General features: G+C 71.1%; 12 protein-coding genes. 6 read left to right on the top strand and 6 right to left on the bottom strand.

The annotated features are described in order from the left end of the window. Nucleotides 1-13 precede the first annotated feature (13 nt). Entirely contained in the window at nucleotides 14-379 is a 366-nt protein-coding gene (locus tag ACIPEQ_RS12185) for a VOC family protein (protein ID WP_126892208.1), read from the top strand. 131 nt (nucleotides 380-510) lie between these two features. On the opposite strand, the gene rpoC is transcribed toward ACIPEQ_RS12185, so the two are convergent. From rpoC to ACIPEQ_RS12155, 6 genes are all read right to left on the bottom strand, one after another. Beyond that, on the bottom strand, nucleotides 511-4,392 hold the full coding sequence (gene rpoC / locus ACIPEQ_RS12180; protein WP_402715376.1) for a DNA-directed RNA polymerase subunit beta': 3,882 nt from the start codon (nucleotides 4,390-4,392) through the stop codon (nucleotides 511-513). 47 nt (nucleotides 4,393-4,439) lie between these two features. Beyond that, nucleotides 4,440-7,928 (bottom strand): DNA-directed RNA polymerase subunit beta, encoded by a 3,489-nt coding sequence (gene rpoB, locus ACIPEQ_RS12175; protein WP_066657077.1) that lies wholly within the window; start codon nucleotides 7,926-7,928, stop codon nucleotides 4,440-4,442. A gap of 354 nt (nucleotides 7,929-8,282) precedes the next feature. Beyond that, the gene (locus ACIPEQ_RS12170; protein WP_402715375.1) at nucleotides 8,283-8,876 is read right to left on the bottom strand and encodes a hypothetical protein; all 594 of its coding nucleotides are present in this window, start codon (nucleotides 8,874-8,876) and stop codon (nucleotides 8,283-8,285) included. Between the two features lie 349 nt (nucleotides 8,877-9,225). Next, the gene (locus ACIPEQ_RS12165) at nucleotides 9,226-9,915 is read right to left on the bottom strand and encodes a response regulator (RefSeq protein WP_402715374.1); all 690 of its coding nucleotides are present in this window, start codon (nucleotides 9,913-9,915) and stop codon (nucleotides 9,226-9,228) included. Beyond that, nucleotides 9,912-11,123: a histidine kinase gene (locus ACIPEQ_RS12160; protein WP_402715373.1), complete on the bottom strand. Its 1,212-nt coding sequence runs from the start codon at nucleotides 11,121-11,123 to the stop codon at nucleotides 9,912-9,914. Before ACIPEQ_RS12160 ends, ACIPEQ_RS12165 begins: the two co-directional genes overlap by 4 nt. Further along, on the bottom strand, nucleotides 11,120-11,620 hold the full coding sequence (locus tag ACIPEQ_RS12155; protein ID WP_209823787.1) for a hypothetical protein: 501 nt from the start codon (nucleotides 11,618-11,620) through the stop codon (nucleotides 11,120-11,122). The genes ACIPEQ_RS12160 and ACIPEQ_RS12155 overlap by 4 nt, the downstream gene beginning before the upstream one ends. Before the next feature lie 132 nt (nucleotides 11,621-11,752). Here ACIPEQ_RS12155 and ACIPEQ_RS12150 point away from each other — a divergent pair, with 132 nt between their 5' ends. The 5 genes from ACIPEQ_RS12150 to ACIPEQ_RS12130 all read left to right on the top strand — a co-directional run bounded on the left by ACIPEQ_RS12150 (nucleotide 11,753) and on the right by ACIPEQ_RS12130 (nucleotide 15,868). Then, complete coding sequence (locus tag ACIPEQ_RS12150) at nucleotides 11,753-12,595, top strand: fused MFS/spermidine synthase (protein ID WP_209675608.1); 843 nt, start codon at nucleotides 11,753-11,755, stop codon at nucleotides 12,593-12,595. A 181-nt stretch (nucleotides 12,596-12,776) separates the two neighbouring features. Next, nucleotides 12,777-13,631 (top strand): hypothetical protein, encoded by an 855-nt coding sequence (locus tag ACIPEQ_RS12145; RefSeq protein ID WP_402715372.1) that lies wholly within the window; start codon nucleotides 12,777-12,779, stop codon nucleotides 13,629-13,631. Between the two features lie 136 nt (nucleotides 13,632-13,767). Then, nucleotides 13,768-14,643 carry a hypothetical protein gene (locus ACIPEQ_RS12140; RefSeq protein WP_126892654.1) on the top strand — a complete coding sequence of 292 codons (876 nt, stop codon included), beginning with the start codon at nucleotides 13,768-13,770 and terminating at the stop codon, nucleotides 14,641-14,643. Then, entirely contained in the window at nucleotides 14,640-15,119 is a 480-nt protein-coding gene (locus ACIPEQ_RS12135) for a SprT-like domain-containing protein (RefSeq protein ID WP_402715371.1), read from the top strand. The genes ACIPEQ_RS12140 and ACIPEQ_RS12135 overlap by 4 nt, the downstream gene beginning before the upstream one ends. 47 nt (nucleotides 15,120-15,166) lie before the next feature. Further along, nucleotides 15,167-15,868, top strand: a complete 702-nt coding sequence (locus tag ACIPEQ_RS12130; RefSeq protein WP_209675610.1) for a CGNR zinc finger domain-containing protein — start codon at nucleotides 15,167-15,169, stop codon at nucleotides 15,866-15,868. The last annotated feature ends 9 nt before the right edge of the window (nucleotides 15,869-15,877 follow it).

Genomic DNA, 15,877 nt, shown 5'->3' with positions numbered 1-15,877 from the left:
GCCATGATGAGACATGGACATCACGAGCGTGACCGTGGGGCTCCCCGTCTCCGACATCGAGGCGTCCTGCCTCTGGTACGGCGCCGTGTTCCAGCGGGCGGACCCCGACCTCGAGCCCGAGGACGGCGTGGTCGAGTACGAGATCGGCGGCATCTGGCTGCAGCTCTTCCTCGCCGCGGACGCCGAGCAGCGCCCCGCCGCCGTCCGCTTCGGCGTCGACGACGTCCGGTCGCAGCACGCCCGCATCGGCTCGCTCGGCATCGACGTCGGCCCGGTCGAGTGCGTCGACGGCGCCGTCGACTGGTTCGACGTCCGCGACCCCGACGGCAACGTCCTCAGCCTGTACTCGCTGGTCGACGAGAAGGGCCGCACCGCCTGAGACCGTGCCACACGGCGGACGGGAGGCCCGTGGCGGGCCCGCCACGGGCCTCCCGTCCGCCGTCCCGGCCGGTGGGACGAGGAAGGCCCCCGCATCCGAGGATGCGGGGGCCTTCCGGGTTCAGCTCAGGCTCAGTTGTAGGTCCCGGGCGTGAAGTCGTCCGACGAGAAGCTGTCGAAGTCGACGAAGCTCAGGTCGGCGTCCGAGAACGAGGAGTCATCGGCGAAGATGCGGTTGGGGTACCGCTCCGCCTTGGCTTCCTCGGTCGCGGCGACGTCCACGTCACGGTACCGGCTGAGGCCCGTCCCGGCGGGGATGAGCTTACCGATGATGACGTTCTCCTTGAGGCCGACGAGGTGGTCCTGCTTGCCCTCCATGGCCGCCTGCGTGAGGACGCGGGTGGTCTCCTGGAAGGACGCGGCGGACAGCCACGACTCGGTCGCGAGGGACGCCTTCGTGATGCCCATGACCTCCTGGCGAGCCGAGGCGGTCTTGCGACCCTCCTGCAGCGCCGCACGGTTCAGCGCGTTGTAGCGCGACCGGTCGACGAGCTCACCCGGCAGCAGGTCGGTGTCGCCGTGGTCGACGACGGTGACCTTGCGGAGCATCTGGCGGACGATGACCTCGATGTGCTTGTCGTGGATCGGCACACCCTGCGAGCCGTACACGTCCTGCACACCGTTGACGAGGTGCTTCTGGACCTCGCGCACACCCTTGACCCGGAGGACCTCCTTCGGGTCCACCGTGCCGGCGATGAACTGCTCGCCGAGCTCGACGTGCTGGCCGTCCTCGATGAGGAGGGTCGCACGCTTGAGCACCGGGTAGATGAACGGCTCGTCGCCGTTGTCCGGCGTGAGGATGATCCGACGCCCCTTGTCCGTGTCCTCGATCGTGACGCGGCCGGGGGCCTCGGCGATCGGGGACGCGCCCTTCGGGGTGCGGGCCTCGAAGAGCTCGGTCACACGGGGCAGACCCTGCGTGATGTCGTCGGCCGAGGCCGAACCACCCGTGTGGAAGGTACGCATCGTCAGCTGGGTACCGGGCTCACCGATGGACTGGGCGGCGATGATGCCGACCGCCTCGCCGATGTCGACGAGGTTGCCCGTGGCGAGCGAACGGCCGTAGCACTTCGCGCAGACACCGACGGCGGACTCGCAGGTCAGGACCGAGCGCACCTTGATGCTCTCGACACCCGCCTCGAGCAGCGTGTCCAGCAGGACGTCACCGACGTCCGAACCGGCCTCGGCGACCACGGTGCCGTTCGCGTCCACGGCCTCGACGGCCAGGGTGCGCGAGTACACCGTGTTCTCGACGCGCGGGTCGCGGACGAGCTTGCCGTCCTCGCCCTTGGTCGCGATCGGCAGCTCGAGGCCACGGGTCGTCCCGCAGTCGTCCTCACGGATGATGACGTCCTGCGACACGTCCACGAGACGACGGGTCAGGTAGCCCGAGTCAGCGGTACGGAGAGCCGTGTCCGCCAGACCCTTGCGGGCACCGTGCGTGGCGATGAAGTACTCCGCCACGGTCAGGCCCTCGCGGTACGAGTTGATGATCGGGCGGGCGATGATCTCACCCTTCGGGTTGTTCACCAGACCACGCATACCGGCGATGTTGCGCACCTGCAGCCAGTTACCACGAGCACCCGACGAGACCATGCGGTTGATGGTGTTGTCGACCGGGAAGTTGTCGCGCATCTCCTGCGCGATCTCGTTCGTGGCCTCGGTCCAGATCTTGATCAGGTCGGCGCGGCGCTCCGCGTCGGTGATCAGACCCTTGTCGAACTCGCCCTGGACCTTGGCGGCCTGGACCTCGTAGCCCGCGATGATCTCCTTCTTGCGAGGAGGCGTCACGACGTCCGACAGCGCCACGGTCACACCGGAGCGCGTGCCCCAGTAGAAGCCCGCGTCCTTGATCCGGTCCAGCGCGGCGGCCGTCTCGGTCTTGGAGTAGCGCTCGGCGAGGTCGTTGACGATCGCGGAGAGGGTGCCCTTGTCGGTGACGCGCTGGACGAACGGGTAGTCCGCCGGCAGCGTCTCGTTGAAGAGCGCACGGCCCAGGGTGGTCTCGAGGAGGATCGGCTGACCGACCTCGTAGCCCTCCGGTGCCTCGCCCTCGGCGAAGTGGACACCCGACATGCGGATCTTCACCATCGCGTTGAGGTGCAGCGTGTTCTGGTCCTTGGCCAGGATCGCCTCGGCGACCGACGAGAACGCACGGCCCTCGCCGAGCGCGCCCTCGCGGACGGTCGTCAGGTGGTGCAGACCGATGATCATGTCCTGTGCGGGCAGGGTCACCGGACGGCCGTCCGACGGCTTGAGGATGTTGTTCGAGGCGAGCATCAGGATGCGGGCCTCGGCCTGGGCCTCGACCGACAGCGGCAGGTGCACGGCCATCTGGTCACCGTCGAAGTCCGCGTTGAACGCAGCACAGACGAGCGGGTGGAGCTGGATGGCCTTGCCCTCGACGAGCTGCGGCTCGAACGCCTGGATGCCCAGACGGTGCAGCGTCGGGGCACGGTTCAGCAGGACGGGGCGCTCGCGGATGATCTCCTCGAGCACGTCCCACACCTGCGGACGCGAACGCTCGACCATGCGCTTGGCCGACTTGATGTTCTGCGCGTGCGACAGGTCGATGAGGCGCTTGATGACGAACGGCTTGAACAGCTCGAGCGCCATCTGCTTCGGCAGACCGCACTGGTGCAGCTTGAGCTGCGGGCCGACGATGATGACCGAACGACCCGAGTAGTCGACGCGCTTGCCGAGCAGGTTCTGGCGGAAACGACCCTGCTTTCCCTTGAGCATGTCGCTCAGGGACTTCAGGGCGCGGTTGCCGGTACCCGTGACCGGGCGGCCACGACGACCGTTGTCGAACAGCGCGTCGACCGCTTCCTGCAGCATGCGCTTCTCGTTGTTCACGATGATCTCGGGGGCACCGAGGTCGAGCAGGCGGCGGAGACGGTTGTTGCGGTTGATCACACGACGGTAGAGGTCGTTGAGGTCCGACGTGGCGAAGCGGCCACCGTCGAGCTGCACCATCGGGCGGAGCTCCGGCGGGATGACCGGCACGACGTCGAGCACCATCGCGGCCGGCGAGTTGCCGGTGGCGAGGAAGGAGCTGACGACGCGCAGACGCTTGATCGCGCGGATCTTCTTCTGACCCTTGCCCTCGGCGATCTGCAGGCGCAGCGACTCGGCCTCGGCGGCCAGGTCGAAGGCCTCGAGCCGCAGCTTGATCGCCTCGGCGCCCATGTAGGCGTCGAAGTAGATCCCGAAGCGGTCCTGCAGCTCGTGGAACACGGCGTCCTCGGGCTTGAGGTCACCGACCTTGAGGTTGCGGAAGTCCTCCCACACGCGCTCGAGGCGGGTGATGTCCTCGTCGAAGGACTTGCGGACCTGGGACATCTCCTTCTCGGCGGTGTCCTTGGTCCGGCGCTTCACGTCGGCCTTGGCGCCCTCTTCCTCGAGCGCTGCGAGGTCGTCCTCGAGCTTCTTGAGGCGGTCGGCGATGATCGAGTCGCGCTGACCCTCGAGGTTCTTGATCTCGAGGCGCATCTCGTTCTCGAGACCGGGCATGTCGGCGTGACGGCCCTCTTCATCGATGTCGATGATCATGTACGCCGCGAAGTAGATGACCTTCTCGAGGTCCTTCGGCGCCATGTCGAGGAGGTACCCGAGGCGCGACGGGACGCCCTTGAAGTACCAGATGTGCGTGACGGGTGCGGCGAGCTCGATGTGGCCCATGCGCTCACGACGGACCGAGGACTTGGTGACCTCGACGCCGCAGCGCTCGCAGACGATGCCCTTGAAGCGGACACGCTTGTACTTGCCGCAGGCGCACTCCCAGTCGCGGGACGGACCGAAGATCTGCTCGCCGAACAGACCGTCCTTCTCGGGCTTCAGGGTGCGGTAGTTGATGGTCTCCGGCTTCTTGACCTCGCCGTACGACCACTGACGGATGTCCTCGGCGGTCGCGAGGCCGATCCGGATGGCGTCAAATGACGTTGCTTCGAGCAATGTTCTTCTCTCTTGCTGAGTTCGAAACGTGTTCGGTACGGGCCGGCTCAGATGTCGTCGACGGACGACGACTCGAACCGCGAGGAGATGTTGATGCCGAGCTCTTCAGCGGCACGGAAGACCTCGTCGTCCGTGTCGCGGAGGCTGACCGCCTGGCCGTCCGCCGAGAGGACCTCGACGTTCAGGCAGAGCGACTGCATCTCCTTCATGAGGACCTTGAACGACTCGGGGATGCCGGGCTCCTGGATGTTCTCGCCCTTGACGATCGCCTCGTAGACCTTCACGCGGCCGAGGATGTCGTCGGACTTGATCGTCAGGAGCTCCTGGAGGGCGTAGGCGGCGCCGTACGCTTCGAGCGCCCACACCTCCATCTCACCGAACCGCTGTCCACCGAACTGCGCCTTACCACCCAGCGGCTGCTGCGTGATCATCGAGTACGGACCGGTCGAACGAGCGTGGATCTTGTCGTCGACCAGGTGGTGCAGCTTGAGGATGTACATGTAGCCGACCGAGACGGGCTCCGGGAACGGCTCGCCGGAGCGGCCGTCGAAGAGCTGCGCCTTGCCGGACGAACCGATCAGGCGCTCGCCGTCGCGGTTCGGGAGCGTGCTGTCGAGGAGGCCCTCGATCTCGCGCTCGTACGCACCGTCGAACACCGGGGTGGCGACCTTGGTGCCGGGCGCCGCGCTGTGCGCTGCCTCCGGCAGGGCCGAGGCCCACTCCTGGATGCCCTCGACGTTCCAGCCCTGCTTCGCGAGCCACCCGAGGTGGATCTCGAGGACCTGGCCGAAGTTCATGCGGCCGGGGACGCCGAGCGGGTTGAGCACGATGTCGACCGGGGTGCCGTCCGCGAGGAACGGCATGTCCTCGACCGGCAGGATCGTCGAGATGACGCCCTTGTTGCCGTGACGACCGGCGAGCTTGTCACCCGCGGTGATCTTGCGCTTCTGGGCGATGTAGACGACCACGCGCTGGTTGACGCCCGAGCCGAGCTCGTCGTCGCCGTCCTGCGCGTCGAAGACCTTGACGCCGATGATCGTGCCCTCTTCACCGTGGGGCACCTTCAGCGAGGTGTCGCGCACCTCGCGCGACTTCTCGTTGAAGATCGCGCGGAGCAGGCGCTCCTCGGCGGAGAGCTCGGTCTCGCCCTTCGGCGTGACCTTGCCGACCAGGATGTCGCCGGGGCGGACCTCGGCACCGATGCGGATGATGCCGCGCTCGTCGAGGTCGGCCAGGAGGTCCGGGCTGACGTTCGGGAGGTCGCGGGTGATCTCCTCCTTGCCGAGCTTCGTGTCGCGGGCGTCGACCTCGTACTCCTCGATGTGGATCGAGGAGAGCGTGTCGTCCTTCACGAGGTTCTGCGACAGGATCATCGCGTCCTCGTAGTTGTAGCCCTCCCACGGCATGAACGCGACGAGGAGGTTCTTGCCGAGCGCGAGCTCGCCGTTCTCCGTCGCGGGGCCGTCGGCGATGACCTCGCCCTGCTCCACGCGCTCGCCTGCGGAGACGATGACGCGGTGGTTGTAGCTCGTGCCCTGGTTCGAGCGGTCGAACTTGCGCAGGTAGTAGGTCTGCGTGCCGCCCTCGTCGAGCTGCAGGGTCACGGCGTCGGCCGAGACCTCGGAGACCACACCGGCCTTGTCGGCGGTGACGACGTCACCGGCGTCGATGGCGGTGTAGCCCTCCATGCCGGTGCCGACGAGCGGCGACTCGGAACGGAGCAGCGGGACGGCCTGACGCTGCATGTTCGCACCCATGAGGGCGCGGTTCGCGTCGTCGTGCTCGAGGAACGGGATGAGCGAGGTCGCGACCGACACCATCTGGCGCGGCGAGACGTCCATGTAGTCGACCTCGTCCTTGCCGACGAGCTCGACCTCGCCGCCCTTCTTCCGGACGAGCACCTTGTCGTCCTGGAAGTGGAAGTCGTCGGTCAGCGGCGCGTTGGCCTGGGCGACGACGAAGTCGTCCTCCTCCGACGCCGTGAGGTAGTCGATGGTCGTGGTGACCTGACCGTTCACGACACGGCGGTACGGCGTCTCGATGAAGCCGAACGAGTTGATCCGACCGAACGACGCGAGCGAACCGATCAGGCCGATGTTCGGGCCTTCCGGGGTCTCGATCGGGCACATGCGGCCGTAGTGCGACGGGTGGACGTCGCGGACCTCGACGCCGGCACGCTCACGGGAGAGACCACCCGGGCCGAGGGCCGACAGGCGACGCTTGTGCGTCAGACCCGCGAGCGGGTTGTTCTGGTCCATGAACTGCGACAGCTGCGAGGTGCCGAAGAACTCCTTGATCGCGGCGACGACGGGTCGCACGTTGATCAGGGTCTGCGGGGTGATCGCCTCGATGTCCTGCGTGGTCATGCGCTCGCGGACGACGCGCTCCATGCGGGACAGACCCGTGCGGACCTGGTTCTGGATGAGCTCGCCGACGGCGCGGATGCGACGGTTGCCGAAGTGGTCGATGTCGTCCACGTCGAGGCGCAGCTGGACGGGCTCGCCGTCGCGGACACCGTCGAGCGTGGTCTTCTCGGCGTGCAGCGAGACGAGGTACTTGATGGTGCGGACGATGTCCTGCACGGTCAGCACCGAGTCCGAGAGCTGCGCGTCGATGCCGAGCTTGCGGTTCAGCTTGTACCGACCCACCTTGGCGAGGTCGTAGCGCTTCGAGTTGAAGTAGAAGTTGTCGAGGAGCGCACGCGCGGCCTCGGCGGCGACCTGCTCGCCCGGACGCAGCTTGCGGTAGATGTCCTTGAGCGCCTCTTCCTTCGTGAGGACGGCGTCCTTCTCGAGGGTCGACTCGATCGAGGCGAAGCCCTGGAACTCCTCCATGATCTCCTCGCTCGTCAGGCCGAGGGCCTTGAGGAAGACGGTCACGGACTGCTTGCGCTTGCGGTCGATGCGCACGCCCACCTGGTCGCGCTTGTCGATCTCGAACTCGAGCCACGCACCACGCGACGGGATCACGCGTGCGGAGTAGATGTCCTTGTCGGAGGTCTTCTCCTGCTGGCGCTCGAAGTACACGCCCGGCGAGCGGACGAGCTGCGAGACGACGACGCGCTCGGTGCCGTTGATGATGAACGTGCCGCGCTCGGTCATGAGCGGGAAGTCGCCCATGAAGACGGTCTGCGTCTTGATCTCACCGGTCATGTGGTTCATGAACTCGGCGTTGACGTACAGCGGCGCGGCGTAGGTCTTGCCACGTTCCTTGCACTCGTCGATGGAGTACTTCGGGTCCTCGAGCTCCGGGGACGTGAACGAGAGCTGCATGGTCTCGCCGAGGTCCTCGATCGGGGAGATCTCCTCGAAGATCTCCTCGAGGCCGGAGTGCAGCGCGAGGTCGGTGCGACCCTGCTCCTGCCCTTCGGCGAGGCGGGCCTTCCAGACGTCGTTGCCGACGAGCCAGTCGAAGCTCTCCGTCTGGAGGGCGAGCAGATCCGGCACCGTCAGGGTGTCCGTGATCTTGGCGAACGAGAGTCGCGAGTGGTTGCGACCGTTCTTGGGGTTGGTGGATGCGTTGGGCGCAGCAGCCAAGGGTGTGACCTCCGGTAGGCCCCGTCGGGCCGGTACTGACGAGCAGCACGTAGGTGAGTGGGTTGATCGCTCGGCGCGACCCCGGGACCACCGACACGGAACGCACGACGGCAACGACCGTCGGGGACCTGTGGGATGATCGGTGAGCGGGTCCCGCCGCCATATACGGGACCGGCTGCACCAGGGCGCGTGTTCGACCGCAATATGACGACACACGAATGCCAGGGAGCGCGAACTGTCATCATAGGTCGCCCTGGCGCGCGCTGTCCAGTCCTGGCTTGACCGGATTCGGCGATGGCGTGTATAAGCACGGCCACCCGCCGAGCATTCCCCTCGGTGTCAGCCGCGGCCGGCTCAGTCCTCGAGTGCCTGCAGCAATTCCTCCGGGTGCTCGGCACGCACGAAGGTCACCCGACCCCGGTCGTCCGTGATCCGCACGCCCCGCCCCGGGGTGAGCAGGAGCGCCCGCACGCCCCGGCCCAGGCGCAGCCCCACCCCGCCGAAGGTTCGGGCATCCGCCTCGACGACCGCGACGTCTGCGATCCGGCGTCGGACGATGCGGCGCGCCGGCAGCGGGCGGAAGTGCAGCACCACGTCGGTGTCGGTCACCGCGATGCCGGTCCGCGCGAGCAACAGCAGGGCTCCGGCGACGAGGGCGACCACGCCCGGCAGCAGCAGGGCGACCTCCGGCGCGTCCCCCGGCCAGCCGAGGACGGCCGCCGTCAGCGCGCCACCGCCGAGCAGCAGCACGGCACCGACCGCGCGCATCCACCGGGGAGCGCGCTCACCGTCCGCGACCACCGGTCTGGAGGCAGGGTGCGGCCGGGTGGACGGGTGCACCCCCGGCAGGGCGCGGCCGGGTCGCGGAGCACGGCCGGGTCGCAGGGCACGGCCGGGTCGCAGGGCACGGCCGGGTCGCAAGCTGGGGACGCTGAGGGTGTCGGTCATCGCGGGTCTCCTGGGGGGATCGGGTCCTGCCGCGTGCCGCTCGGATCCGGGATCGGCGCACGCGTGGTGTGGTGCGCCGTCGCACGCCGGAGGGCGGCGCACCTCGGGGCACGCCGACGACGTGCGGGGCACCCGGGCGCGGTGGGGGTCGCGCGGGGTCGTGCCGACCACGTCGTGGTCACCCGGACCGGCGGAACGCCACGCCCTCGGGGCGCGGTGCTCGACACCTGTCGGGTGACGACGTGGAGAACGGTACGTCCTGTCCCTTGACGTCGGCTGGTGGTGACGTCGGCTGGTGGTGACGTCGGCTGGTGGTGACGTCGGCCGGCCGTGCGGGGACGACGCTGCGTCAGCGCAGGACGCGGGCGACGGCCTCGGCGCGGGTGCGGACCCCGAGCTTCGCGAAGACCTGGTTCACGTAGGACTTCACGGTCGGCACCGTCAGGAAGAGCTCGGCGGCGATCTCCGGGTTCGTCCGACCGGCGGCGATCCGCTCGAGCACGTCGGCCTCCCGCGGCGTGAGCGCGGGGAAGCGGTCACGGAGCCCACCCCCGGGAGCGTCACCCCGGACACCGACGTCGACACCGGCGGCTCCCGCACCGCCGGCGGCGCCGGGGCCCGCGCCGAGCTGCGCGACGAGCCGCGCACCGACCCCGGCGTCGAACGTGGCCTGTCCCGAGGCCACGGCGCGCACCGCGGTGGCCAGTTCCCTTCGGCCCGCGTCCTTCGTCAGGTACCCGCGCGCCCCGGCCCGCAGCGCGCCGACGATCGAGGCGTCGTCGGCGTAGGTCGTGAGCACCAGCACGGCGACCTCGGGGTGTGCGGCCGTGATCGCCGCGGTGGCGGTCGGGCCGTCGGTGCCCGGCATCCGCAGGTCCATCAGCACGACGTCCGGCGGGTCGTCGTCCACCATCGTGATCGCCGCAGCGCCGTCAGCGGCCTCGCCGACGACCTCGACGTCGGGCTCGAGCGACAGCACCGTCACCAGGCCGTCCCGCACGATCGCCTGGTCGTCCACCACGAGCACCCGGATCGTCATGCCCGCTCCCCTGCACCGCCGGTCGTCGCCGGCACGCGCATCGCCACGACGAAGGACCCGTCGACCACGCCGGCCGTGACGGTCGAGTCGTCGCCGAGCTCCGCGATCCGCTCCCGCATCCCGACGAGACCGAGCCCGCCGCCGGCCCCCGAACCCGAGCCCGCGCCCGAGCCCGCGCCCGAGCCCGCGGGGTCGAGCGCGTTCACCACCGTCACCTCGACCGCCGGGCCGGCCGCACGCACGGACAGCTCAACGGGTCGACCGGCGGCGTGACGGCGGGCGTTGCTCAGCGCCTCCCGGGTGGCCGCGACCACGACCGCGCGGTGCGGCGCGTCGACCGACACCAGCCCCAGGTCGCCGCGCGTGGTGAGCGCCCCGCCGAAGGCGCGATGGGCGTCGGCCAGCCCCGCGAGGTCCACGGGCTGCGTCACGGGCCCCGTCGTGTCGTCCCGCAGCGCGTGCACCGCACGTCGGGCTTCGGCGAGCCCGGATGCCGCGAGGGCCCGCGCCGCGCCGGCGCGCCGGGTGGCCTCCTCGACGCGGCCGGCCTCGAGCAGCGCCTCGACCGCGTCGAGCTGCAGGACGAGCCCGCCGAGCGAGTGCGCGAGGACGTCGTGGACCTCGCGGGCCGCCCGCGACCGGTCCGCCAGCAGTCCGGCACGCTGCTGCTCGACCTCGGCCTGCCGGGTGCGTTCCTCGACGAGGCGGGCCTGGCGGCGGCTGAACCCGACGACGGCGGCCAGGAGCAGTCCGCCGCCGGAACCGAGCACCACGGCGACCGGTGTCCCGGCCGGCACGGCGGTGCCCGCGACCTCGACCAGCGCCACGGTCGCGGCGACCGGTCCCGCCCACCCCGGCTGCCGTGCGCTCGCCCCGAGGACGACGACGCCCACGAGCGGGACGGCGACCGCCACCGCCCCCGTGGGGACGACGACCGCGGCCCCGGCGACGACCATGACCCAGGCCGTGGCGAGCAGCAGGCGCTCCCGTCGCGCGGCGACACGGAGCACCCACGCGGCGAGCGCCACCGACCCGACCACCCACACCCAGGCGGGGTGCCCGGTGGCCGTCCCGGTGCGCACGAACCAGTACGTGACCACCAGCACGCCGAGCAGGTTCAGGGCGCGGGTGAGCACGGAGCCGCTCCGGTCGCGCACGGGCTCGGTCCACGCGGCGGTGGCGCTCCCCGGGTCCGGACTGCTGGTCACCGGACCATCATGCCGCTGGCCGCACGCGGGACGCGCTGGTCGACGACCAGGGCCCGTGCCGCCCGGTTCAGCGCCAGGACGAGCAGGATCGCGCCCGTCGACGTGAGCAGGTGCGCGCCGAGGTGTCCGCCGACGACGTCGAGTCCGATGCGGACGGCGACCAGGAGCAGCCACAGCCCGGCCCCCGCCCAGCCGGTGCGCGACTCCAGCGTCCGGCCGTGGTCGTCGGGGGTCGTGGTCACGCGGAACCGGGTCATCGACCCCATCGCGAGGCCGACCGCGACCGCGAGCAGGGCCTCGATGCCGAGGAAGAGCACGTCGAGCGCCGTCACGGTGGCGGCCGCCTGCGCGAGCACCACGACCCCGACGAGGCCGAGGACGAGCGGGCCGCGCCAGACGCGCGCCGGGTCGAGCGTCCGCCAGGTCGCCTGCCGGTACGCCAGGAAGCCGACGAGGACGAGGCCGATGACGGCGTTCGCGATGAGCTGGGTGGACACGGTGGGCCTTCCGACGAGGTGTCCGGCGGGGGTCCCCGACCGGTGGTCCCAGCCTCGTGAGCCGGCGGTCGGCGGCACACCACCCACGGGTGGTGGTCCGGGTGGGGATCACGGTGGTGTTCCATTGGGGGCATGGCTGATGCGTTCGACGGGTTCCGGATCGGTGCGGGCTGGGCGTCGGTCGAGCCGGACCGGCACCGCCCCGGGTCCTTCACGCTCGTGGTCGACGGCACGCCGCAGTCGCACGTCGACCTCGAGGACCCGACGCACCTGGCGTTCGAGTACATCCGGCGGATCGGGCACGCGATCGACCTGCTGCCGGAGGGCCCGATCACGGCGCTGCACCTCGGCGCGGGTGCGCTGACCCTGCCGCGGTACGTCGCCGTCACCCGCCCGGGCTCGCGGCAGCAGGTCGTGGAGCTGGAGCGCGACCTCGTCGAACACGTGCGCGAGGTGCTCCCCTTCCCGCGTGGCGCGTCGATCCGCGTCCGGTACGGGGACGCCCGCGAGGTCCTCGGCAAGCTGCCGGCCGGGCTCCGCGGGACGGTGGACCTGGCGGTCGTGGACGTGTTCGGCGGCTCGCAGATCCCGGCACACGTGACGAGCGTCGAATTCTACCGGACGGTCGCCGAGTTCCTCTCCCCCACCGGGATCGTCGCCGTCAACGTGGCGGACGGCGCCGGGCTCGCCTTCGCACGGGGGCAGGCCTCGACGCTGCAGGCCGTCCTGCCGTCGGTCGCCGCGGTCGCCGACACCGGGATGCTCAAGGGTCGGCGGTTCGGCAACATCGTGCTGCTCGGGTCGAGGACCGACCTGCCCGTGGCGGACATGCCCCGGCGGTACTCGTCCGACCCGATGCCGGCGAAGGTGGTGCACGGTCAGGAGCTCCGCGCCTTCACGGCGGGGGCCCCCATCGTCACCGACGCGACCGCGGTCGCGTCCCCCGAGCCGAACCGCAGCGTCTTCGGCGGCTGAGCCCGCGGTCGCGGCGCGACCACCCACCGCGACGGGAGGCCCGGTGCCGGTCCGCCACCGAGCCTCCAGGCCGTGGGACGGGTACAGGAGCACCGTGTCGCCCTGAACACGTCGGGCATCCGGCTGTCAGGATGGGGGACAACGACCGCGCAACCGCGCGACCGACCGAGGGAGTCCCCAGATGACGAACGACGACCGGAGCAACGAGGACCGGACGGGCGACGGCAACGCGCCGGGCAACGCCGACGCGCCGGTCTGGGGCAGCGCGCCGCAGCACGACCGGCAGGACGCACCCCGCTACGGCGAGCGCGTCGACCCGGCGCCGGGGTCGGCACCGCAGTACGGCGAGCAGCAGGGCCGGCCGCAGTACGGCGAGCAGGACCACGGCCAGCCGCAGTACGGGCAGCAGCAGTACGGCGACCGCGACCAGCACGGGCAGCACGGGCAGCCGCCGCAGTACGGCCAGCCTGCGCAGTACGGCGAGCACGACCAGCACGGTCGGCGCGACCAGCACGACGGCCGCCACGAGTCCCCGACGTGGGGCGAGCACCAGGGTTCCCACCAGCCGTACGCAGCGTCCTCGGCACCGGCGAGCGCGGGCAGCCCGGCGTGGCAGTCGTACGAGGAGCCGAAGCGCAAGAAGAAGACCGTCGGCCTCGTCGCGTTCGCGCTCGGGGTCCTGTCGCTCGTGCTCGGCGTCGTCGGTGGTGCCCTGATGGGTGCGGCCTTCGCGGGCAACCGCGCACTCGCCGACATCGCGCAGAACGGCGGCAGCTCCGTCGAGCAGCAGCAGCAGATGCAGCAGCAGCTGATGAACGACCCGTCGGCCCTGACCCAGCTCAGCGGCGGGCTGATCGTGGTCGGCATCGCAGCCGTCCTCGGGCTGTGGGCCCTCGTGCAGGGCATCGTCGCGGCCGTCTCGGGCCGGGGTCGTGTCTGGGGTGTCCTCGCGATCATCCTCGCCGTCGTCGCCACCTTCGCGACGTTCATCGCGATCAGCATCGCCGCGGCCGCCGCGGTCACCGGCACCAACTGACCCACGCGTCGCACCGACGGCCCGTCCCGCTGCAGCGGGGCGGGCCGTTCCGCATCCCGGGGGCGTCCCGCGTTCTCGGACCCCCCGTGCGCGTGGCACCGCCCGCTCACGGGAGGCCGCGGTTACCCTCGAACCGATGTCCCTCCCGCCCGACGACAGCCAGCAGCCCGACCGCGCCGACCGCGCCCGGGAACCCCGTCATGCCGCACCGGGCGACTCCGCCCCGGTCACCGCGGGTGTGAGCCCGGGGAGCACCTTCGCGCCGATCAGCCTCCGGCCGGCGGTGGACGCCGACGTCGTGCAGCAACGGCTGCGCGACCTCGGGCAGAGCCGCAGCACCGAGGCCCTGGCCGAGCGGGCCGAGCTCCTCCGGCTGCTCGGTCGGCTGGACGAGTCACTCGTCGTGGCGGAGGAGGTCTTCCGCCTGACGATGTTCACCGGCGAACGGTCGGACAAGGTCGCCGCCCGCATCCGTCGCGCGCACGTGCTGCACGACCTCGGTCGCCACGAGCGTGCCGCGACCGAGGCCGCCATGGCACGGGACACCGCCCGGACCGAGGAGTGGCCGGAGCTCGAGGGCGCCGCCGCCGAGCTCGAGGGCTGGTCGCTGTTCGAGCTGTCCCGGTTCGACGAGGCCCGCTCGGCGCTCTCGCGTGCCTACCAGGCCTTCCGCCAGGCGGGTGCACCGTCCGAACGCACCGAGGCGCTCCGCACCGCGGTGGAGGCCGCGCTCCGGGCATCGGTCGCGCAGCCGAAGGCCGTCGCGGACAAGCCCCGCACCGCACGCGAGGTCGCCGCCCGCCGTGCCGAGGACGACGAGCCGCAGACGACGCGCGTCGCCGAACCGGTGAAGCAGGTCCCGCCGGTCCGCCGTCGTGTGCTCGGTGCCCCCGACGCCGCACGCACCGACGCCGACGACATCTGGGGCCGGATCGCAGCCAAGGCGGCGCAGAAGGGGCAGGCGCCGCGCGACGAGCCGACCGACGACCTGCCGGGCACCGACCGCCGGTGACGGCACAGCCCTCGGCGGTCGTGCTGGAACGCGTCCGTGCGCGGGCGGAGCAGCTGCTCACCGCCCACCTCGGCCCGGGTGGATGGACGTTCGCGTTCGACCACGCCAAGACCCGGGCGGGGCAGTGCGACTTCGGCCGTCGACGCATCACGGTGAGTCGGCACATCGTCAGCAGGGTGTCCGACGACGACGTCGACCAGGTCCTGCTGCACGAGGTCGCCCACGCCCTCGCCGGGCCCCGCGCCGGGCACGGCCCGGTGTGGCGTCGCACGGCGGCCGGCATCGGGTACACCGGGTCCCGCCTGTACGACGGACCCGTGGCGTCCGAGCTCGCGCCCTGGATCGGGACGTGTCCGGCGGGCCACGAGCACTTCCGCTACCGCACGCCGACCAGGCCGCTGGCGTGCGCCCGGTGCTCGCGGCGCTTCGACGGCCGCAACCTCATCGCCTGGGAGCGGCGCGCGGCTACCGCATGATCGATGCGGCACGTGGAGGCGCGCCGGGGAGCCGTTAGCCTGGTCGGATGCACACGGGGCAGCACATCCGGACGGACAGCGGGTCGTCGTGGTTCTTCGACGCCGGCCGGATCGCCCTGGACTTCGCCCACACCGGCGGCTTCGCGGACGACCCCGACGGGCGTCGCCCCCGCGCACGGCTCGGCGAACTCCTCGTGACGCCGGCCGACCTGGACGAGTGGCTGGGCGACCACACCGAACCGATCGACGTCGGCGCCACGGCGCGGGAACTGCAGGACGCCCGGGCACTCCGCGCCGCGATCGGACGCCTGGCCGTCGCCGCCGCCCCCGCCCCCGTCGGCTCGTCCGACCCGGCGGCCCGGACCGCGGTCGCCGCGGGGCTCCGCGCCGGCACCGGACGCACCCGGCCGGCGCCGGACGACATCGACACGGTGAACCTGTTCGCGGCGCTGCCGGACGTCCCCCCGAGCCTGCCCGGGGGCCGACGTCGAGCGGGCGCGAACCGGGTCCGCCTGGCCCAAGCGCTGTCGAGCGTGGCGCGCGACGCCGTGGCGCTCTTCACCGAGGTCGGGTTCGACGACGTCGCCGCCGACGGACAACCGACCCGTCTGAGCCGCTGCTCGGCCGACGACTGCGGGCTCGTGTTCTACGACTCCTCACGGGGCGGGACCCGTCGGTGGTGTTCGATGCAGCGCTGCGGCAACCGCGCGAAGGTGCGGGCGCACCGCGCTCGTCGCGCCGCGGCCTGAGCAACCGAT

The sequence above is a fragment of the Curtobacterium sp. NPDC087080 genome (assembly GCF_044745105.1).
Lineage (GTDB): Bacteria > Actinomycetota > Actinomycetes > Actinomycetales > Microbacteriaceae > Curtobacterium.
Note: the sequence above shows the minus strand (reverse complement) of the source record. Positions and strands in the feature narration are given on the sequence as shown.

Bases quoted from the DNA above. Each gene is read 5' to 3' on its own strand.
- ACIPEQ_RS12185 (WP_126892208.1), top strand. From the start codon at position 14: ATGGACATCACGAGCGTGACCGTGGGGCTCCCCGTCTCCGACATCGAG.
- ACIPEQ_RS12170 (WP_402715375.1), bottom strand. From the start codon at position 8,876: ATGACCGACACCCTCAGCGTCCCCAGCTTGCGACCCGGCCGTGCCCTG.
- ACIPEQ_RS12165 (WP_402715374.1), bottom strand. From the start codon at position 9,915: ATGACGATCCGGGTGCTCGTGGTGGACGACCAGGCGATCGTGCGGGAC.
- ACIPEQ_RS12150 (WP_209675608.1), top strand. From the start codon at position 11,753: ATGGCTGATGCGTTCGACGGGTTCCGGATCGGTGCGGGCTGGGCGTCG.
- ACIPEQ_RS12145 (WP_402715372.1), top strand. From the start codon at position 12,777: ATGACGAACGACGACCGGAGCAACGAGGACCGGACGGGCGACGGCAAC.
- ACIPEQ_RS12140 (WP_126892654.1), top strand. From the start codon at position 13,768: ATGTCCCTCCCGCCCGACGACAGCCAGCAGCCCGACCGCGCCGACCGC.
- ACIPEQ_RS12130 (WP_209675610.1), top strand. From the start codon at position 15,167: ATGCACACGGGGCAGCACATCCGGACGGACAGCGGGTCGTCGTGGTTC.